Annotated in this window: 18 protein-coding genes, 1 tRNA gene and 3 rRNA genes; 21 read left to right on the forward strand and 1 reads right to left on the reverse strand. The window is 49.4% G+C overall.

Going from position 1 to position 20,147, the window contains the following annotated elements:
- The first annotated feature begins 60 nt into the window (after nt 1–60).
- From U719_RS00005 to rsmI, 13 genes are all read left to right on the forward strand, one after another.
- Nucleotides 61–137, forward strand: a tRNA-Pro gene (locus tag U719_RS00005).
- A 136-nt stretch (nt 138–273) separates the two neighbouring features.
- A 16S ribosomal RNA gene (locus U719_RS00010) occupies nt 274–1,835 on the forward strand.
- 166 nt (nt 1,836–2,001) lie between these two features.
- Nucleotides 2,002–4,915, forward strand: a 23S ribosomal RNA gene (locus U719_RS00015).
- A 46-nt stretch (nt 4,916–4,961) separates the two neighbouring features.
- A 5S ribosomal RNA gene (gene rrf, locus U719_RS00020) occupies nt 4,962–5,077 on the forward strand.
- Together the 16S, 23S and 5S rRNA genes with 1 tRNA gene alongside form the textbook arrangement of a ribosomal RNA operon.
- Before the next feature lie 69 nt (nt 5,078–5,146).
- Nucleotides 5,147–6,565 (forward strand): aminotransferase class I/II-fold pyridoxal phosphate-dependent enzyme, encoded by a 1,419-nt coding sequence (locus U719_RS00025; protein WP_023466516.1) that lies wholly within the window; start codon nt 5,147–5,149, stop codon nt 6,563–6,565.
- The gene (tmk, locus tag U719_RS00030) at nt 6,562–7,200 is read left to right on the forward strand and encodes a dTMP kinase (RefSeq protein WP_023466518.1); all 639 of its coding nucleotides are present in this window, start codon (nt 6,562–6,564) and stop codon (nt 7,198–7,200) included. The genes U719_RS00025 and tmk overlap by 4 nt, the downstream gene beginning before the upstream one ends.
- Nucleotides 7,197–7,526 (forward strand): cyclic-di-AMP receptor, encoded by a 330-nt coding sequence (locus tag U719_RS00035; RefSeq protein WP_023466519.1) that lies wholly within the window; start codon nt 7,197–7,199, stop codon nt 7,524–7,526. Before tmk ends, U719_RS00035 begins: the two co-directional genes overlap by 4 nt.
- On the forward strand, nt 7,526–8,518 hold the full coding sequence (locus tag U719_RS00040) for a DNA-directed DNA polymerase (RefSeq protein WP_023466521.1): 993 nt from the start codon (nt 7,526–7,528) through the stop codon (nt 8,516–8,518). The genes U719_RS00035 and U719_RS00040 overlap by 1 nt, the downstream gene beginning before the upstream one ends.
- A gap of 6 nt (nt 8,519–8,524) precedes the next feature.
- Complete coding sequence (locus U719_RS00045) at nt 8,525–9,355, forward strand: stage 0 sporulation family protein (protein WP_023466523.1); 831 nt, start codon at nt 8,525–8,527, stop codon at nt 9,353–9,355.
- Between the two features lie 8 nt (nt 9,356–9,363).
- A complete protein-coding gene (gene yabA / locus U719_RS00050) occupies nt 9,364–9,714 on the forward strand; it encodes a DNA replication initiation control protein YabA (protein WP_119182633.1) in 351 nt (116 codons plus the stop codon).
- Nucleotides 9,715–9,765: 51 nt separating this feature from the next.
- The gene (locus tag U719_RS00055; RefSeq protein WP_023466526.1) at nt 9,766–10,503 is read left to right on the forward strand and encodes a tRNA1(Val) (adenine(37)-N6)-methyltransferase; all 738 of its coding nucleotides are present in this window, start codon (nt 9,766–9,768) and stop codon (nt 10,501–10,503) included.
- On the forward strand, nt 10,496–10,750 hold the full coding sequence (locus tag U719_RS00060) for a GIY-YIG nuclease family protein (RefSeq protein WP_023466528.1): 255 nt from the start codon (nt 10,496–10,498) through the stop codon (nt 10,748–10,750). Before U719_RS00055 ends, U719_RS00060 begins: the two co-directional genes overlap by 8 nt.
- The gene (rsmI, locus tag U719_RS00065; RefSeq protein ID WP_023466530.1) at nt 10,747–11,604 is read left to right on the forward strand and encodes a 16S rRNA (cytidine(1402)-2'-O)-methyltransferase; all 858 of its coding nucleotides are present in this window, start codon (nt 10,747–10,749) and stop codon (nt 11,602–11,604) included. The genes U719_RS00060 and rsmI overlap by 4 nt, the downstream gene beginning before the upstream one ends.
- 35 nt (nt 11,605–11,639) lie before the next feature.
- Here the strand turns inward: rsmI and U719_RS00070 are convergent, their stop codons facing one another.
- The gene (locus U719_RS00070) at nt 11,640–11,936 is read right to left on the reverse strand and encodes an AbrB/MazE/SpoVT family DNA-binding domain-containing protein (RefSeq protein WP_023466531.1); all 297 of its coding nucleotides are present in this window, start codon (nt 11,934–11,936) and stop codon (nt 11,640–11,642) included.
- Nucleotides 11,937–12,260: 324 nt separating this feature from the next.
- Between U719_RS00070 and metG the strand changes: the two genes are divergently transcribed.
- From metG to purR, 8 genes are all read left to right on the forward strand, one after another.
- A complete protein-coding gene (gene metG / locus U719_RS00075) occupies nt 12,261–14,240 on the forward strand; it encodes a methionine--tRNA ligase (RefSeq protein ID WP_255343760.1) in 1,980 nt (659 codons plus the stop codon).
- Between the two features lie 59 nt (nt 14,241–14,299).
- Nucleotides 14,300–15,067 carry a TatD family hydrolase gene (locus U719_RS00080; protein ID WP_023466535.1) on the forward strand — a complete coding sequence of 256 codons (768 nt, stop codon included), beginning with the start codon at nt 14,300–14,302 and terminating at the stop codon, nt 15,065–15,067.
- Nucleotides 15,064–16,335 carry a 3D domain-containing protein gene (locus U719_RS17095; RefSeq protein ID WP_023466537.1) on the forward strand — a complete coding sequence of 424 codons (1,272 nt, stop codon included), beginning with the start codon at nt 15,064–15,066 and terminating at the stop codon, nt 16,333–16,335. The genes U719_RS00080 and U719_RS17095 overlap by 4 nt, the downstream gene beginning before the upstream one ends.
- A 66-nt stretch (nt 16,336–16,401) precedes the next feature.
- On the forward strand, nt 16,402–16,959 hold the full coding sequence (gene rnmV / locus U719_RS00090) for a ribonuclease M5 (protein ID WP_023466539.1): 558 nt from the start codon (nt 16,402–16,404) through the stop codon (nt 16,957–16,959).
- A complete protein-coding gene (rsmA, locus tag U719_RS00095; protein ID WP_023466540.1) occupies nt 16,956–17,834 on the forward strand; it encodes a 16S rRNA (adenine(1518)-N(6)/adenine(1519)-N(6))-dimethyltransferase RsmA in 879 nt (292 codons plus the stop codon). The genes rnmV and rsmA overlap by 4 nt, the downstream gene beginning before the upstream one ends.
- A gap of 84 nt (nt 17,835–17,918) precedes the next feature.
- Nucleotides 17,919–18,158, forward strand: a complete 240-nt coding sequence (locus tag U719_RS00100; RefSeq protein WP_012368950.1) for a Veg family protein — start codon at nt 17,919–17,921, stop codon at nt 18,156–18,158.
- A 95-nt stretch (nt 18,159–18,253) separates the two neighbouring features.
- A complete protein-coding gene (gene ispE, locus U719_RS00105; RefSeq protein ID WP_023466542.1) occupies nt 18,254–19,114 on the forward strand; it encodes a 4-(cytidine 5'-diphospho)-2-C-methyl-D-erythritol kinase in 861 nt (286 codons plus the stop codon).
- A gap of 69 nt (nt 19,115–19,183) precedes the next feature.
- On the forward strand, nt 19,184–20,023 hold the full coding sequence (gene purR, locus U719_RS00110; protein WP_023466544.1) for a pur operon repressor: 840 nt from the start codon (nt 19,184–19,186) through the stop codon (nt 20,021–20,023).
- The last annotated feature ends 124 nt before the right edge of the window (nt 20,024–20,147 follow it).

Genomic DNA, 20,147 nt, shown 5'->3' on the forward strand with positions numbered 1-20,147 from the left:
ATAGAGTACTTGACTACGAATCAAGGGGTCGGGAGTTCGAATCTCTCAGGGTGCACTTTTCGGGAAGTAGCTCAGCTTGGTAGAGCACTTGGTTTGGGACCAAGGGGTCGCAGGTTCGAATCCTGTCTTCCCGACCATTATTTTCATACGAAATACATTGGACTTTGAAAACTGAACGATGAGGCAAAAATCGTATTCTACGGAATACAAACATGAATGAAGCGCAAGCTTCGTCAATCGTGACTTCGGTCACACAACGAGCAAGTCAAACACTTCATGGAGAGTTTGATCCTGGCTCAGGACGAACGCTGGCGGCGTGCCTAATACATGCAAGTCGAGCGCAGGAAACTGACGGAACTCTTCGGAGGGAAGGCAGCGGAATGAGCGGCGGACGGGTGAGTAACACGTAAGGAACCTGCCTCAAGGATTGGGATAACTCCGAGAAATCGGAGCTAATACCGGATAGTTCATCGGACCGCATGGTCCGTTGATGAAAGGCGCTTCGGCGTCACCTTGAGATGGCCTTGCGGTGCATTAGCTAGTTGGTGGGGTAACGGCCCACCAAGGCGACGATGCATAGCCGACCTGAGAGGGTGATCGGCCACACTGGGACTGAGACACGGCCCAGACTCCTACGGGAGGCAGCAGTAGGGAATCTTCCACAATGGACGAAAGTCTGATGGAGCAACGCCGCGTGAGTGATGAAGGTTTTCGGATCGTAAAACTCTGTTGTAAGGGAAGAACACGTACGAGAGGAAATGCTCGTACCTTGACGGTACCTTACGAGAAAGCCACGGCTAACTACGTGCCAGCAGCCGCGGTAATACGTAGGTGGCAAGCGTTGTCCGGAATTATTGGGCGTAAAGCGCGCGCAGGCGGCCTTTTAAGTCTGATGTGAAAGCCCCCGGCTCAACCGGGGAGGGCCATTGGAAACTGGAAGGCTTGAGTACAGAAGAGAAGAGTGGAATTCCACGTGTAGCGGTGAAATGCGTAGAGATGTGGAGGAACACCAGTGGCGAAGGCGACTCTTTGGTCTGTAACTGACGCTGAGGCGCGAAAGCGTGGGGAGCAAACAGGATTAGATACCCTGGTAGTCCACGCCGTAAACGATGAGTGCTAGGTGTTGGGGGGTTTCCGCCCCTCAGTGCTGAAGCTAACGCATTAAGCACTCCGCCTGGGGAGTACGGCCGCAAGGCTGAAACTCAAAGGAATTGACGGGGACCCGCACAAGCGGTGGAGCATGTGGTTTAATTCGAAGCAACGCGAAGAACCTTACCAACTCTTGACATCCCATTGACCGCTTGAGAGATCAAGTTTTCCCTTCGGGGACAATGGTGACAGGTGGTGCATGGTTGTCGTCAGCTCGTGTCGTGAGATGTTGGGTTAAGTCCCGCAACGAGCGCAACCCCTATCCTTAGTTGCCAGCATTCAGTTGGGCACTCTAGGGAGACTGCCGGTGACAAACCGGAGGAAGGTGGGGATGACGTCAAATCATCATGCCCCTTATGAGTTGGGCTACACACGTGCTACAATGGACGGTACAAAGGGCAGCGAGACCGCGAGGTGGAGCCAATCCCATAAAGCCGTTCCCAGTTCGGATTGCAGGCTGCAACTCGCCTGCATGAAGTCGGAATCGCTAGTAATCGCAGGTCAGCATACTGCGGTGAATACGTTCCCGGGTCTTGTACACACCGCCCGTCACACCACGAGAGTTTGCAACACCCGAAGCCGGTGAGGTAACCGCAAGGAGCCAGCCGTCGAAGGTGGGGTAGATGATTGGGGTGAAGTCGTAACAAGGTAGCCGTATCGGAAGGTGCGGCTGGATCACCTCCTTTCTAAGGAAAACGTCCCTTACGGGACATGCCCATCGTTCAGTTTTGAGAGCTCGTCTCTCAGTCTCGAAAGAGACACTCGCACCTTGAAAACTGAAGACATCAACAAGACATCAAAACTTTTAATTAACCATGTCATTAGACGTGTGTTCTTAGAATACCAACGCTAGATCAAGGTATGAAGGGCGTACGGTGGATGCCTTGGCACTAGGAGCCGATGAAGGACGCGACGAACAGCGATATGCTTCGGGGAGCAGTAAGTATGCTTTGATCCGAAGATTTCCGAATGGGGGAACCCACCATCCGTAATGGGATGGGACATGTTACATGAATACATAGTGTAGCGTGAGGCAGACCCGGGGAACTGAAACATCTAAGTACCCGGAGGAAGAGAAAGCAAATGCGATTCCCTGAGTAGCGGCGAGCGAAACGGGAACAGCCCAAACCGAAGAGCATGCTCTTCGGGGTTGTAGGACACTCTACACGGAGTCAAAAAGGAAGACAGTAGGTGAAGGACCTGGAAAGGTCGGCCGAAGAAGGTGACAGCCCTGTAGCTGAAACTGTTTTCCCTCCAGAGTGGATCCTGAGTACGGCGGGACACGTGAAACCCCGTCGGAATCCGGGAGGACCATCTCCCAAGGCTAAATACTCCCTAGTGACCGATAGTGAACCAGTACCGTGAGGGAAAGGTGAAAAGCACCCCGGAAGGGGAGTGAAATAGATCCTGAAACCGTATGCCTACAAGTAGTCAGAGCCCGTTAACGGGTGATGGCGTGCCTTTTGTAGAATGAACCGGCGAGTTACGATAACGCGCGAGGTTAAGCCGATGAGGCGGAGCCGTAGCGAAAGCGAGTCTGAACAGGGCGTTCAGTGCGTTGTCGTAGACCCGAAACCAGGTGATCTACCCATGTCCAGGATGAAGGTCAGGTAACACTGACTGGAGGTCCGAACCCACGCACGTTGAAAAGTGCGGGGATGAGGTGTGGGTAGCGGTGAAATGCCAATCGAACCTGGAGATAGCTGGTTCTCCCCGAAATAGCTTTAGGGCTAGCCTCGAGGTTGAGAGTTCTGGAGGTAGAGCACTGATTGGACTAGGGGCCCCCACAGGGTTACCGAATTCAGTTAAACTCCGAATGCCAGCAACTTATACTCGGGAGTCAGACTGCGAGTGATAAGATCCGTAGTCAAGAGGGAAACAGCCCAGACCGCCAGCTAAGGTCCCAAAGTGTATGTTAAGTGGAAAAGGATGTGGCGCTGCCTAGACAGCTAGGATGTTGGCTTAGAAGCAGCCACCATTCAAAGAGTGCGTAATAGCTCACTAGTCGAGTGGCGCCGCGCCGAAAATGTAACGGGGCTAAACATACCACCGAAGCTGCGGATTCCGTAAGGAATGGTAGGGGAGCGTTCCAAACCGCTGTGAAGCTGTACCGGAAGGAGCAGTGGAGCGTTTGGAAGTGAGAATGCCGGTGTGAGTAGCGAAAAGAGGGGTGAGAATCCCCTCCGTCGAAAGCCCAAGGTTTCCTGAGGAAGGCTCGTCCGCTCAGGGTTAGTCTGGACCTAAGCCGAGGCCGAAAGGCGTAGGCGATGGATAACAGGTTGATATTCCTGTACCGCCGATCCACCGTTTGAACAATGGGGGGACGCAGGAGGATAGTGACGCATGCGGATGGAAGTGCATGTGCAAGTTTCAAGACCGTCTGATTGGCAAATCCGTCAGGCATCAAAGTCAAGGAACGATGCGGAGTCCCGTAGGGACGTAGGTCACGATTTCACACTGCCAAGAAAAGCCTCTAGTGAGGGGGAAGGCGCCAGTACCGTAAACCGACACAGGTAGGCGAGATGAGAATTCTAAGACGCGCGGGATAACTCTCGTTAAGGAACTCGGCAAAATGGTCCCGTAACTTCGGGAGAAGGGACGCTCTACATGAGTAGAGCCGCAGTGAATAGGCCCAAACGACTGTTTAGCAAAAACACAGGTCTCTGCTAAATCGCAAGATGACGTATAGGGGCTGACGCCTGCCCGGTGCTGGAAGGTTAAGGGGATGGGTTAGCGCAAGCGAAGCTTTGAACCGAAGCCCCAGTAAACGGCGGCCGTAACTATAACGGTCCTAAGGTAGCGAAATTCCTTGTCGGGTAAGTTCCGACCCGCACGAAAGGCGTAACGATTTGGGCACTGTCTCAACGAGAGACCCGGTGAAATCATAGTACCTGTGAAGATGCAGGTTACCCGCGACAGGACGGAAAGACCCCATGGAGCTTTACTACAGCCTGATATTGAGGCTTTGTGCATGATGTACAGGATAGGCGGGAGACGTCGAGCCCGGAGCGCCAGCTTCGGAGGAGTCACCCTTGGGATACCGCCCTTCATGCATAGAGTCTCTAACTCGCAGCCGTGATCCGGCTGGAGGACCGTGTCAGGCGGGTAGTTTGACTGGGGCGGTCGCCTCCTAAACAGTAACGGAGGCGCCCAAAGGTTCCCTCAGAATGGTTGGAAATCATTCGTAGAGCGCAAAGGCAGAAGGGAGCTTGACTGCGAGACCTACAAGTCGAGCAGGGACGAAAGTCGGGCTTAGTGATCCGGTGGTTCCGCATGGAAGGGCCATCGCTCAACGGATAAAAGCTACCCTGGGGATAACAGGCTGATCTCCCCCAAGAGTCCACATCGACGGGGAGGTTTGGCACCTCGATGTCGGCTCATCGCATCCTGGGGCTGGAGTAGGTCCCAAGGGTTGGGCTGTTCGCCCATTAAAGCGGTACGCGAGCTGGGTTCAGAACGTCGTGAGACAGTTCGGTCCCTATCCGTCGTGGGCGCAGGAAATTTGAGGAGAGCTGTCCTTAGTACGAGAGGACCGGGATGGACGCACCGCTGGTGTACCAGTTGTTCCGCCAGGAGCATCGCTGGGTAGCTACGTGCGGACGGGATAAATGCTGAAAGCATCTAAGCATGAAGCCCCCTCCAAGATGAGATTTCCCTTTGAGTAATCAAGAAAGACCCCTCAGAGACGATGAGGTAGATAGGTCACGGGTGGAAGCATGGCGACATGTGGAGCTGAGTGATACTAATCGGTCGAGGCCTTGTTCTAGCAGATGCTTGTTGATGACTTCAGTTTTGAGGGCGCGAGCCCGTCGTCTGGTGACGATAGCCAAGTGGTCACACCCGTTCCCATGCCGAACACGGAAGTTAAGCACTTGAACGCCGAAAGTAGTTGGGGGCTTCCCCCTGTGAGGATAGGACGTTGCCAGGCACTTGACCGATCTGCAGATTGCAGGTCGGTCTTTTTGTGTAATCATTTTAGAGGAAAAGGAGTTTTTTCATGAAACACGAACTTCCTATTGTACATGCACTTCAACGTCATTTAGATCGATCGCCCATCTCATGGCATGTTCCTGGTCATAAGAATGGGACATTGACGCCTCTTCCTGACTTCTTTAAATGGGACGTCACAGAATTACCTGGTCTAGATGATTTTCATCATCCGGAAGAGGCTATTGCTGACGCGATAGCTTTGTTGCAAAAAGTCTACGGTGCAAAAGCGAGTCATTTCCTTGTGAATGGTTCGACCGTTGGAAACTGGGCGATGCTTGCCGCTACAGCATCAAGAGGAGAGCGTGTTTATGTACAGCGTAATTCGCATAAATCCGTGTTTAATGCACTAGAATGGTTAGGAATCGAACCGATCTTTCTTGAACCAGACATCCATAAGGAAACGGGAATCAGTGGACATGTTTCACGTGAAACATTAAAGGAAGCGTTTACGAAATATCCAGGAGGAGTCGGCGTGTTTATCACTTCACCGACCTATTACGGGGAAGCAGCTGATATCACGTCACTCGTTCAGCTCACAGCGTCGCACGGGCTCCCTTTATTAGTGGATGAAGCACATGGCGCACACTTCGGTGAAGCATTTGGTGTACGCTCTGCATTTGAATTAGGAGCAACCGCTGTTGTTCAGTCTGCTCATAAAACACTTCCAGCACTGACAATGGGAGCATGGATGCATGAGCGATTTTCAGAAAAGATGAGAAGGAAGTTACAGCGAGCGCTTCAAGCGTTTCAGACTTCGAGTCCTTCATATTTACTCCTGGCTTCATTAGATTACGCCCGTTCCTATCGTGAACAATGGACAGTTAAAGGGATGTCAGATGTTCAAGCTAGTCATGATGCATTCATCGAAGCACTTCAACGGTTCGATCATATGACGGTTCTGCGATTCGATGATTGGTCGCGGATGACATTAACGTATGAGGGATATTCAGGAGATGCGTTGTTGCACGCGTTACGAGCTGTTCAACTCGATGCGGAATTTGCTCTAGGAGATCACGTCGTCTGTATTTTGCCACTTCGTCCGCTAACAAAGTCTGAGCAGAATGACTGGGTCCACCGTGTCGAACGAGCCATTCAAATGATGAAATCAGAAGGAATTCCTTTGAAAAGGTATATCGAGCAACCAATTATGGGTAAAATACAGGTATCTGCTTTAGCTTGTTCTTATGAACAGTTAGAACAAGCAACAGGTATGTTCCGTCAGCTGGATGAGTGTATCGGTCATGTTTCACTCGAAACGATTATTCCATACCCGCCAGGCATTCCGTTGATCGTCAGAGGCGAACGCATTACGGCGGAACAGGTACTACGTTTACGATATTATCAAACCGTAGCCGTTCATTTGCAAGGAGGCGAACAATTGCAACGAGGAGCGTTACGCGTCATACAGGAAGGGTTTGAAGAATGAAAGGTACGTTCATTACTGTCGAAGGACCGGATGGTGCCGGTAAAACGACACAACTACAATTGCTTGGCGATGTGTTAAAAGAAAAGGGTTATAACGTCATGACGACCCGCGAGCCAGGTGGCACACGCGTTGGGAACGAAATTCGTTCGTTGATTTTGAATCCTGATTTTGAAGAGATGAAAGAGATGACAGAAATTCTGTTGTATGCAGCGTCTCGTGCCCAGCATGTCGAGGAATTGATTCGACCGTCGTTAGAGGCAGGAATAATCGTCTTATGTGACCGATTCGTTGATGCGTCACTTGCGTATCAAGGGTATGGTCTCGGACATCCGATTGATCTCGTGCGTCAAATCAATGATTCTGCAACAGGTGGGTTAGCGCCAGACCGAACGTATTTATTTGATTTAACGGTAACGGATTCTAAAAAACGAATGATGGACCGGGGAGCACTTGATCGAATCGAGCAGCGAGATGATGCGTTTCGTGCCCGCGTCTATGAAGGTTTCCAACAGATTGCAGCATCGGATCCGGAACGGGTGAAGATCGTACAAGCCAATCGATCGATTGAAGCGATTCATCAGGACTTAGTGGAAGATGTCATTACCTATTTAGAAGAAAAGGAGAGATTTTCATGAAAATGGTCATTACGATCGTTCAAGATAAAGATAGCTTACGTTTGGCGGAAGCACTTGTCGAGCATGATTTCCGAGCAACGAAACTGGCAACGACAGGTGGTTTTCTTAAAGAAGGGAACACGACGTTCATGATTGGTGTACAGAGTGAGCGTCTCGATGATTTGTTGCGATTGATCAAAAAGAACTGTTCAAGCCGCGAACAGATGGTTTCTCCAATCTCACCAATGGGTGGTCATGCCGATTCTTATATCCCTTACCCTGTTGAAGTCCAGGTAGGCGGGGCAACGGTCTTCGTCTTGCCAATCGAAGGGTTTCATCAATTCTGATGCAGACGTTTCATGAACTGGAACAGACACAATCGGTCATTTCGACGATTCTTCAAAATTCGTTACGAAACGATCGAATCAATCACGCTTATATCTTCACTGGAGACTATGAGCCGCTTCTACTTGAAGCGGCTCACTTGTTCGCGAAAAGCCTTTTTTGTGAGGACCCGGTCGATGTAGAACCGTGTGGTGTCTGTCGTAGCTGTCGGCGGATGGAAAGTGGCAACTTGGTCGATTATTATGAAATCGAACCAGATGGCGCGACCATCAAAAAAGAACAGATTCAACAATTGATGCATGATCTCTCACTCCGAGGACTTGAAGGCGATCGTCAGATTTATGTCATTACCCAGTCCCATAAGATGACTCCCCAGGCAGCAAACAGTTTGCTGAAGTTCTTTGAGGAACCAGGAGAAGGAAAAGTGGCTTTATTGTTGACGAATCAACCCCAGCTCCTTTTACCGACGATTCGATCGCGGGGACAGTTATTAAGTTTTCGTCCGGCGGATCGTCAAATGATTGGCGAGGTTTTATCTGAAAAAACGGGACGGGACCACGAGTTGACGCAATTGGCAGCGCGTGTCTATCCAAAAGTCGAGGATGCAGAAGAAGCATTACTCGAAGACTGGTTTGTAAATGCGCGAGCGTCAGTGTTACAATTGATGGAGGAATTAGCGAATCGTCCGGCTGATTTACCACTGTTCGTACAAGAGAAATGGATGGGACAATTCAAAAACCGTCAGGATGTCCGAATCGGTCTTGAACTCGTCACTTGTTTCTTCGAGGATGTCTTACGTCTGAAACTGAATCCGGCGTGGGAAGGTATGACCTATACGAATAGTAAACCCCAACTTGAACAGATGGGGTCCAAGAGCCAGACGACGATCACCCGCTGGTTGCAAGCTGTGCTTGCCGCAGTAAGACGGGTCGAAGCGAATGTTAATCCCCAATTAACAGTTGAGCGTCTCATGTTTGACTTACAGAAAGGGTAGAGCGACATGCTAGAAGTAGTAGGCGTTCGCTTTAAAGAAGCGGGCAAAATTTATTATTTTGCACCTGGACAAAAGTCATTATCACGAGGACAAGCAGTCATCGTTGAGACGGTACGGGGCATTGAATATGGCGAAGTGGTCATCGCCGATAAACAAATGGACGAAGAAGATGTGGTGTTGCCACTGAAATCCATTCTTCGGATTGCTGACGATAAGGATGCAATGATCGTCCGCGAAAATAAAGTCGCAGCGCTTGATGCGCATGCGGTATGTGTCGAAAAAATCCGTGAACATAAACTCGATATGAAATTGGTCGATGTCGAGTACACGTTTGATCGCAATAAGGTCATCTTCTACTTCACGGCAGAAGGACGTGTTGACTTCCGTGAGCTCGTCAAAGATTTAGCGGCGGTCTTCCGGACGCGTATCGAACTCCGTCAAATCGGTGTTCGGGATGAAGCGAAGTTACTGGGAGGCATCGGTCCGTGTGGTCGTGTCTTATGTTGTTCATCTTTCCTCGGTGAGTTCGAACCGGTTTCGATCAAGATGGCAAAAGATCAAAACCTGTCGTTGAATCCGACGAAGATTTCAGGAGTATGTGGTCGTTTGATGTGCTGCCTGAAATACGAGAACGATACGTATGAAGAAATGCGCCGTGATTTGCCGGACTACGGAAAACGTTTGACAGTACCTGAAGGCGAAGGACGCGTCGTTGGTTTGAACATCCTCGATCAAGTCGTTCAAATCGAACTGAAGGATCGTTCCCGCGTCTTGACGTATTCAATGGAAGAACTATTATCCGTTGGTGCCGTAAAACCAAAACGACCAAAAGAATAACGGGGTGCATACGCGTGGAGAGAGTCGATAAAAAAGAAATCATTACGCGTGTCGATGCGATTGAGCAACAGATTCATTTGCTGACTGAGCATCTGAGCGTGTTAAAGGATCAGCTGGCTTACATGATGGAAGAGAACCAACATCTGTACCTGGAGAATCATCATCTTCGAGAAAAAGTCGAACGCGATGAACAACAGCCGGTCACGGAAGCGGAAGAAGCGGAAGCAGGCGTCGGTGCGGGCTACGATAATCTCGGGCGATTGTACCAGGAAGGGTTCCACATCTGTAACTTGCATTATGGACAAGTACGAAAAGACGGCGATTGTCTCTTTTGCTTATCCATGTTAACGAAACATTGAGAGGCTGACTTCTACATGAGTCAGTCTTTTTTTCGGAAAGGAAGGCACGACATGTTTGAACTATTACCAGACGAACGACTTGATTATCTCTTAGGACAGGAAGGGAAAATCATTCAAAGTCCATCCGTCTTCTCGTATTCACTTGACGCGGCACTGCTCGCACGATTTGCGTGGGTCCCGATTCAACAGGGACGGATTGCCGATCTCTGTTCAGGAAACGGTGCAATTCCACTCTTTTTATCCTACCGGACGAAAGGGCAGATCACGGGTCTTGAAATCCAGCCACGACTAGCGGAGATGGCACGACGGAGCGTCACCTTGAATGAACTGAACGACCGGATTGAGATGATTGAAGGGGACGTCAAAGAGGCGGGAGCGCGTCTTGGATACGGCATCTATGATGCTGTCACCTGCAATCCGCCATATTTTTTAGCAAATGAGACATCGAACCAAAACCAAAGTGAACATTATACGATTGCAAGGCACGAAGTCCTCTGTACCCTTGAAGACTGTATTCGAGGTGCATCTGATTTGTTGAAACAAGGCGGAAAAGCAGCGTTCGTTCATCGACCGGAACGACTGCTCGATATCGTCACCTTGATGCGGACGTATCGCTTGGAACCGAAACGGATGCAGCTGATTTATCCGAAAGCAGGGAAGGAAGCAAACATGCTCTTGATCGAGGGGATCAAGGATGCAAAACCTGGACTGAAGGTGCTTCCCCCATTCATCGTCTATGAAGCGGACAACTCGTATGCGGCTCAGATGAAAGAACTGTTCGATGTCTGAGCATGCAGTCTATATCGTTCGGTGCCAAGATGATACGTATTATACGGGTTACGCCGTAGACGTCACACAACGCATTGCGACACATAACGCAGGTAAGGGTGCGAAGTATACACGTGCCCGTCTGCCGGTCGTCCTCGTTCATCAGGAAGTTTTCGCGACGAAGTCAGAGGCAATGAAGCGGGAATATGCGATTAAACAATTAACCCGTTCACAAAAAGAACGGTTGATTCAAGGAGGAACCTCATGAAAGCGACGAGTAGCTATCAACAGCAAGGAGCCGGTCTCTATATCGTCCCGACACCAATCGGCAATTTAGAAGACATGACGTATCGGGCCGTACGGATTTTACAGGAATCCGATATCGTCGCAGCAGAAGATACGCGGCAGACGATGAAACTGTTTCGACACTTTTCGATTGAGTCGAAGCTTGTCAGTTACCATGAACACAATAAACAAACAAGCGGCGAACGACTCCTCGCTGATTTAGAGGCAGGAAAACAAATTGCCCTCGTCTCCGACGCTGGTATGCCTGGCATCTCGGACCCGGGAAGCGATCTGATTCGCCAAGCGATTGCAACAGACATCCCTGTCATCGTTCTTCCGGGTGCGAACGCTGCATTGACCGCTCTTGTCGCGTCCGGATTATCGACGGAACGCTTTTTATATTACGGCTTTTTGCCACGGAAGAAAAAAGAGCGTCGCGAAGCGTTGGAGCAATTGAAATACGAAACCGGAACGCTCGTCTTTTATGAAGCACCGCATCGTTTGAAAGAGATGTTGCAAGGGATCGAGGAAGTACTCGGTGATCGTCAGGTGACGTTAGCCCGGGAACTAACGAAACGGTATGAGGAATACATTCGGGGGAGCGTGAGTGAATTACGCGCTTGGGCAGCAGAAGACGTTCGGGGCGAGTTCGTCGTCCTCGTTGAAGGATCAAACGAAGAACGACCGGAAGCGGTCATCCAAGACAGTGATCCGCTCGAGCAAATCCGTCGGTATATCGAAGAAGGCGAAAAGCCGAATGCAGCGTTGAAGCGTGTCGCCAAGGAACGGGGACTGGATCGTCAGGAGCTGTATCTTGCGTTTCACGAAGCAGATTAAAAAAAGGAAGCCCCGTCAGGAGCTTCCTTTTTTGTTTACTCGTTGCTTGCGTAATGACGATCGAGGAAATCTTTTAATTCAACGAGAACGCGTTGTGCGCCATCTGGTGAAAGAATCAATTTACCATCAGCCAATTTGAAGTTATCTTCTGATACTTCTCCTGTTACTTGGCAAGTCATGTTTGGTTTATATTTTTTAAGGATGATCTGTTCGTTGTCGACATAGATCTCGAGGGCATCCTTTTCTGCAATTTGAAGTGTACGGCGTAATTCGATTGGAATTACGACACGACCGAGCTCGTCTACCTTACGTACAATACCTGTTGATTTCATTTTGTTGTTCCTCCTTTGATGTCATGGATCTCTTTTTCTTTTGAAAAATCGTCAAAATTCGACATCGTTTCTATAGAATGTAGAATACTAGACTTTCCAAAAGTAGTCAACCAATCTGAATAGCTTGAAATCAAAATGTCATTTATTTCTCAAAAACACCATATTTGAAACGATTTATTAATACATTTTCCCTTTTTAAAGGAAATGAAACTATAGAGTGTGTTTTTTTGTAATTTGATGTCTGATGTCAAAAAATGTTTCGATTCGACAAAAAGTGAGTTTCGACATCAGTCCCGTAACAGCGTATAATAGCCTATAATGAAGATGGAAATCAGAGAACGGAGGAATAACATGGCAAAGACATTTTATATCACGACCCCGATTTATTATCCAAGTGCAAAACTACATATCGGTCACGCGTACACGACGGTGGCTGGAGATGCGATGGCACGATACAAACGACTTCAAGGATTTGATGTCCGGTATTTGACAGGTAGCGATGAGCACGGTCAAAAGATCCAGGAAAAAGCAGCAGAAGCAGGGATTTCGGAACAGGCATTCGTCGACGGTGTCGTCGAACAGATTAAAGTCTTATGGGATCGTCTCGACATCTCGTACGATGATTATATCCGGACGACAGAACCACGTCACAAGAAAGTCGTCGAAAAAGTGTTCGAGACACTTCTTGAATCAGGCGATATCTATTTAGGTGAATACGAAGGTTGGTATTCGATTCCGGATGAGACGTACTATACGGAATCACAACTCGTCGACGGGAAGAGCCCTGACAGTGGACACCCGGTCGAGCTCGTTCGCGAAGAATGTTACTTCTTCCGGATCAGTAAGTACGCGGACCGTCTGCTTGAGTACTTTGAAGCGAATCCGTCATTCATCTTGCCAGAATCACGTAAACACGAAATGATCAATAACTTCATTAAACCAGGTCTTCAAGACTTAGCGGTCTCACGGACGACATTCAACTGGGGTGTACAAGTCCCGTCGAATCCAAAACACGTCGTCTACGTCTGGATCGATGCGTTGACGAACTACATCTCGTCACTTGGTTATGGTACGGACGATCACGGTAACTTCGATAAGTACTGGCCAGCAGATGTCCATCTCGTCGGAAAAGAAATCGTTCGTTTCCACACGATCATCTGGCCTGCACTCTTGATGGCGCTTGACCTCCCATTACCGAAGAAAGTCTTCGCACATGGTTGGTTGTTGATGAAAGACGGAAAAATGTCGAAATCAAAAGGAAACGTCGTCGATCCGATTCCGTTGACGGATCGCTACGGTCTCGACGCCCTTCGTTACTACCTCTTACGGGAAGTGCCATTCGGTTCGGACGGTATGTTCACACCTGAAGCATTCGTTGAGCGGATGAACTATGATTTGGCGAACGATCTCGGGAACTTACTCAACCGGACGATCGCGATGGTCACGAAATACTTTGATGGTGAGATCCCAGCCTATACAGGTAACGTGACACCGTTTGATGCGACACTGTCGGATCTTGCAAAAGAAACGGTCACGAAAGTCGAAGCATCGATGGAACACATGGAATTCTCTGTCGTACTGTCGAACATTTGGCAATTGATCAGCCGTGCCAATAAATACATCGATGAGACACAACCGTGGGTGCTTGCAAAAGACGAATCCAAAACGGCGGAACTCGGTTCTGTCATGGTGCATCTCGTTGGCGTCTTGCGTCACGTGGCGATCATGTTGCAACCGTTCATGACGCGTTCACCAAAAGAGATCTTCGCGCAACTGGGTCTCTCTGGACAAGCGATGGACTGGGCAGCGCTCGAGAAATTCGCAGACATCGCACCAGGAACAAAAGTCGGTACAGCGACACCAATCTTCCCACGTCTCGACGTCAAAGAAGAAGTCGAAGCAATCGTCGACATGATGCGCCAAGCTTCTGCAGCACGTGTTGAGGAAGAGGAAGTTGAAGAAGAAGACGAAGATATTCGTCCAGAAACGACAATCGATGTCTTTGACCAAATCGAACTCCGTGTCGGTGAAGTCGTGACGGCTGAAAAGATCAAAAAGGCGAAAAAACTATTGAAGTTACAAGTCGATATGGGCAAAGAAACACGCCAAATCGTCTCTGGTATCGCTCAGTGGTATGAGCCGGAAGATTTAGTCGGACGAAAAGTCATCGTCGTGGCGAACTTAAAACCGGTCACGTTACGTGGCGAACTCTCACAAGGAATGGTCCTTGCTGCTGAAAAAGCAGGAAAACTTGAACTGGCGACGGTTCCGTCAACGATGGCGAACGGCGCAAGCGTAAAATAAAACCGATGCCTGTGGACTCCATGTCACAGGCATTTTTTTAAAGAAGGAGTCGAACAGCTATGTTAATCGATACACACACTCACTTAAATGCAGACCAATTCGCGGACGACGTCCACGAGACGATTGAGCGGGCACGCGCGAACGGTGTCTCACCGATGATCGTCGTCGGATTTGATCATAAGACGATTGATCGTGCGATGGAACTCGTCGAAGCGTACGATGATCTTTATGCGGTCATCGGGTGGCATCCCGTCGACTCGATTGATTTTGATGAGGAAGCGTACCAAAAGGTCGAACGATTGATGGATCACGAAAAAGTCGTTGCGCTTGGAGAAATTGGGCTCGACTATCACTGGGATACGTCACCGAAAGATGTGCAGCAGGAAGCTTTTCGTAAACAAATCCGGCTTGCGAAGCAGAAAAAGAAGCCGATCGTCATCCACAACCGGGAAGCGACAGAAGATACATTACGGATTCTTGAAGAAGAAGATGCGAAAGAAGTCGGTGGGATTCTGCATAGCTACAGCATGAGTGCTGAATTATTACCACGCTGCCTGGCGATGAACTTCTATATTTCACTCGGAGGTCCCGTCACGTTCAAGAATGCGAAGATGCCGAAGCGTGTTGCGCAGGAAGTCCCGCTCGATCGTCTACTCGTCGAGACGGATTGTCCGTATCTGACACCGACGCCACACCGCGGGAAACGCAACGAACCCGCTTATGTCCGGTTCGTCGCTGAAGAGATTGCGCAGCTCCGTGGCATGATGTATGCCGACGTCGAAGCAGCAACGACCGAAAATGCCAAACGGGTCTTCCGCTTGCCATGATGCGTTCGTTGACGTTTACTACGATTGGATTCAGCCTCTTACTTGTTGCTGCACTCATCTATGGAATGATGGATCATCCACAAACCGTGACCGTCTTGATTGATGGACAAGAGCAGCAAATTGAAACGACAGCCGATTCCGTTTATGGCGTACTTAAAGAAGCAGGCATCACGACGCGAACGAATGACATCATCGAACCAGCGCTCAGTGCTGATTTACCAGAAAAACGGTTGATCGTCATTCAGCGTGCGAAAGAGATCACACTGATCATGGGCTATGGTGAATCCCGTCGTGTTCGGACGCAGGCGCGCCAAGTGAAGGATTTGCTGGCAGAACGTGGTATCAAGAAAGCGGAGACGGATGATATCTATCCGTCCTCTGACGCTGTTCTGAAGAGTGGCATGACGGTGCGATACCGAGAAGCTTTTCCTGTTGATCTTGTCGTCGGTGGAAAAGCCCGACAACTCTACACATATGAGACGTCGGTCCGGGAATTGTTAGCGCGAGAAGGGATTCGCTTGCAAAAAGAAGATCGGGTCGCTCCAGATCCCGACACCCGCGTGACGGAAGGGACGTTGATTACGGTCAACACGACACGTCGTGCAACGTTGACGCAGGAACAGCTCGTTCCGTTTGAGATCGAAGAAGTCGAGGACCCAACTTTACCGGAAGGCGAACAACTCGTGACGGCATCTGGTCGTCCAGGTGTCCGAACGAAAAAGTATCAATTGACGCTTGCTAACGGTTTGAGCAAAGAGAAAAAACTGATTGGTGATCAAGTGACGCAGACACCCGTCAAACAAGTCGTCAAAGTCGGAACCAAACCGGTCGAGACACCCGTCGAAGCGCCTGTCTTCAACGAAGAACAGGCGACGAATCCGTTAGCTGAAACACCGAAGGCCGATACGGATCTTGATTTTGCAAGTGCGAAGAGCTTGATGGTCGAAGCGACGGCGTATACGAACGATCCAGCTTCAAACGGCAGTCGTTTGTATAACGGTCGCGCCTTGACCGCGACCGGGTATGACGTGACGGATACGATCACCTATCAAGGGATGCCAATTATCGCGGTTGATCCGAAGGTCATTCCGCTTGGTACGAAGGTCTACGTCGAAGGAGTGGGGCTTGCGATCGCCCTCGATACCGGTGGCGCCATCAAAGGCAATAAGATTGATGTCTTGGTCGACGGAGAACAAAAAGCGAAGACGTTCGGTCGAAAACAACTGCAAGTCTGGGTCATTCCTAGTGCAACGGAAGCGGACACGTGACGCTTCCTTGTTTTTTTCGTGGAAACAGGTACAATTACGAGAGTGTTTGAAGAAGGTGGAGAGATCATGCGGAAACGCTTAAAAGAAGTCATCGTCGTCGAAGGACGGGATGATACGACACGATTACAAGAAGTCTTTGATGTCGATACAATTGAAACGAACGGCTCAGCCGTCAACGAACAAACGATGCAACGCATCGAGAAGGCGCTGGAACGGCGCGGTGTCATCATTTTCACGGATCCTGATTTTCCAGGAGATCGTATCCGTGCTCGAATCAATGAACGCGTACCAGGCTGTAAACATGCTTATCTTCCGCGTGCTCAAGCAAAAGACAAGCGAGGCAAAATCGGTGTGGAGCATGCCTCACCTGCCGCAATCGAAGAAGCGCTCGCTGCTGTCTATGAGACGGAAGAAGCACCGGTTGCTGAAGTGACACGTGAGATGATTCTGGCAGCTGATTTGATTGGTGGACCAGCAGCCTCGATCCGCCGTCGTCGTCTCGGTCAGATTCTTGCGATTGGTGAACCAAATGCCAAACAACTTGTCAAACGCGTCGCATCAATCCGGATCACGCGGGCAGAATGGGAAGCGGCTTTGAAACAATTAGAGGAGGAAGAAGTTTGAAAGACATTGCTACATTGCACCGGACGAAGGAAATTTTAGCGAAACATGGCTTTTCGTTTAAAAAATCGTTAGGACAAAATTTTTTAATCGATTTAAACGTATTAGGAAACATCGTCGGAGCAGCTGGATTAACGCCGGAGAGCGGCGTACTCGAGATCGGACCAGGAATCGGCTCATTGACGGAACAATCGGCGAAACAGGCGAAAAAAGTCGTCGCTCTTGAAATCGATCAGCGTCTATTACCGATTCTTGACGATACACTTTCACCGTATCCTCATACGAAGGTCATTCACGGTGATGCCCTTGAACTGGATCTTTCGACGATCGTCGCAGAAGAGTTCACGCAAGAAGGCATCACTGACATTGCCGTCGTCGCGAACCTCCCGTATTACGTCACGACACCGATCATCATGCGGATTCTCGAAGCGAAAGCACCGTTTCGGACGCTCGTCATGATGATTCAAAAGGAAGTCGCTGAACGAATCGGTGCAAAACCGGGCACGAAAGCATACGGTTCTCTATCGATCGCGATTCAGTATTATGCGGAAGCTGAAGTCTGCTTCACGGTTCCAAAACAAGTCTTCATCCCAGCACCAAACGTTGATTCAGCTGTCATCCGTTTGAACATTCGAAAAGAGCCAGCGGTACAGACGCAAGATGAGGCCCTCTTCTTCGAAATCGTCCGAGCAAGTTTTGCACAACGTCGGAAAACGATTCTGAACAACTTGACGACACACTTTGGGAAGACAGAAAAGGCGGCGGTCGAAGCGGCATTGTTAGAAGCTGGAATCGAACCACGTCGTCGCGGAGAAACGCTCAGCCTGCAGGAATTCGCACAGTTAGCGGATGCACTTTTGCCAATTAAAAAACGTTGACGGATACGATTAGAACAGATATAATATTTCCCCTTTCTAATATTTATTTAATATGCTATAATAAATATTAGTGAGGTGAAGCGTATGCCAAAGACGTTGAACGAAATCAGACATGTTTTCGAAACACATGTTGGTGAAAGACTGACGCTAAAAGCAAGCGGCGGTCGTAAAAAGGTCGTAACCCGAATCGGAACGCTCGTTGAGACGTATCCTTCGGTGTTTGTAGTCAAGCTAGACGCAGAGCGCCACAATGTCGAGCGAGTTTCTTATAGCTACGCCGACGTGCTAACAGACTCCGTACAAATCGAATTTGCGAATTCGTAAACTTACCTTCCGAAGCGGACAAAATGTTCGCTTCTTTTTTTGTGGAAAGGTTGATACAATTCCTACAGGAAACGAACTAGAGGAGGAACGGCACGATGACGATTATTGTAAAGGCTCCGGCCAAGATCAACCTAGTCCTGGATGCGACGGCAAAGCGCCCGGACGGCTATCACGATGTACATATGGTGATGACGACAGTCGATTTGGCAGACCGTCTAGAATTGACGGAGCTGCCGTCAGGAGAAATTCGCATGAATGCCCAGCATGCTTACGTTCCAAACGACGAACGTAATCTTGCGTATAAAGCAGCAGCGATCTTAAAAGAAAAATACGACGTCAAGACGGGGGTCGAAATCTTTTTAGAGAAACACATCCCGGTCGCAGCGGGACTTGCTGGTGGTTCCAGTGACGCGGCAGCGACGTTACGCGGTTTGAATGAGTTATGGCAACTCGGCTTGACGCTTGAAGAGTTGGCGGAAGTTGGCGCAGCGGTTGGATCTGATGTTCCGTTTTGTGTCATGGGTGGAACAGCGATTGCAACAGGTCGCGGAGAGAAGCTAGAAAAACTTGTCTCACCACCACCATGCTGGGTCGTTCTTGCCAAACCGACGATTGGTGTCTCGACGGCTGACGTCTATGGTGCCCTCGACTTGAACACGGCAAAACGTCCGAACGTCGAAGCGATGATCGATGCGGTGAAGGCGCAAGATTTCCAAGGCATTTGCCAGTCACTCGGGAACGTTCTCGAATCGGTCACGTTGCCGATGCACCCGGAAGTCGAGCAGATCAAGGAATTCATGGCGAGTTGTGGCGCAGAAGGCGTCTTGATGAGCGGAAGTGGTCCGACAGTCTTTGCGTTGACGGAACACGAGAATCGGGCACAACGTCTCTATAATGGATTACGTGGCTTTTGTAACGAAGTCTACGTCGTTCGTCTTTTAGGCGAAAACCATTGATAATATCCGTATGAAAATGATATATTCACTATTGAATATTCGGAATTACGGAGAGGTGGAACAAAACAAATGAAAATTCGGAGAAGTGGTCGATTGGTCGACATGACGCGGTACTTGCTTGACCATCCCCATCATCTCGTCTCATTGACGATTTTTGCAGAACGCTACAAATCGGCGAAATCGTCGATCAGTGAAGATTTAGATATCGTCAGCGAGATGTTAGAACATGAGGGAACGGGTCGTCTCGTCACGGTACCAGGTGCTGCGGGTGGCGTCATGTTCATCCCGACGTGGAGCAGTAAGAAGGCGTTACCGTTCATCGATGATCTATGTGAACGTGTCGCACGTCCAGATCGACTGTTACCGGGGGGATATCTCTATTTGACGGACTTACTCGGGGATCCGAAGATGGTCAAACAAATGGGGCAAGTGTTTGCATCTGTCTTTAGCCAAAAGAAAGTTGATGTCGTCATGACGATCGCGACGAAAGGGATTCCGCTTGCTTATGCGGTCGCTGAGCAACTGGGTGTGCCGTTCGTCATCGTGCGTTCAGATAGTCGTGTCACGGAAGGATCTACGGTCAGCATCAACTATGTTTCAGGGTCTTCAAAAGCGATCCGGACGATGGCACTTGCGCGTCGGAGCTTGCCGCGTGGAGCGAACGTCTTATTGATCGATGACTTCATGAAAGCTGGCGGAACGATTCGTGGAATGATGAGTCTCTTGAGCGAGTTCGAAGCAAAGGTTGCAGGTGTTGGGGTCTTGATCGAGGCAGAGGGTGCTGAGAAGAAGATGGTCAACGAATACGTCAGCTTAATGAAATTAGCGGACGTCGACGTCGATCTCGGTCAAATCCAAGTCAAGCGTGGAAACGTCGATCACTATTTCTCGGAAGCCGAGACTACCTGAAATTGACAGCCGCATGGATTGTAACTATACTGTAATTATCAAACTTTTGGAAATTATGCGTAAAAAGATTGGGAAAGACTAAACCTTTATTTGTTTTAAGCCGTAAGTAGAAGTAGACAACGAA

Source organism: Exiguobacterium sp. MH3, from assembly GCF_000496635.1.
Taxonomy (GTDB): Bacteria; Bacillota; Bacilli; order Exiguobacteriales; family Exiguobacteriaceae; genus Exiguobacterium_A; species Exiguobacterium_A indicum.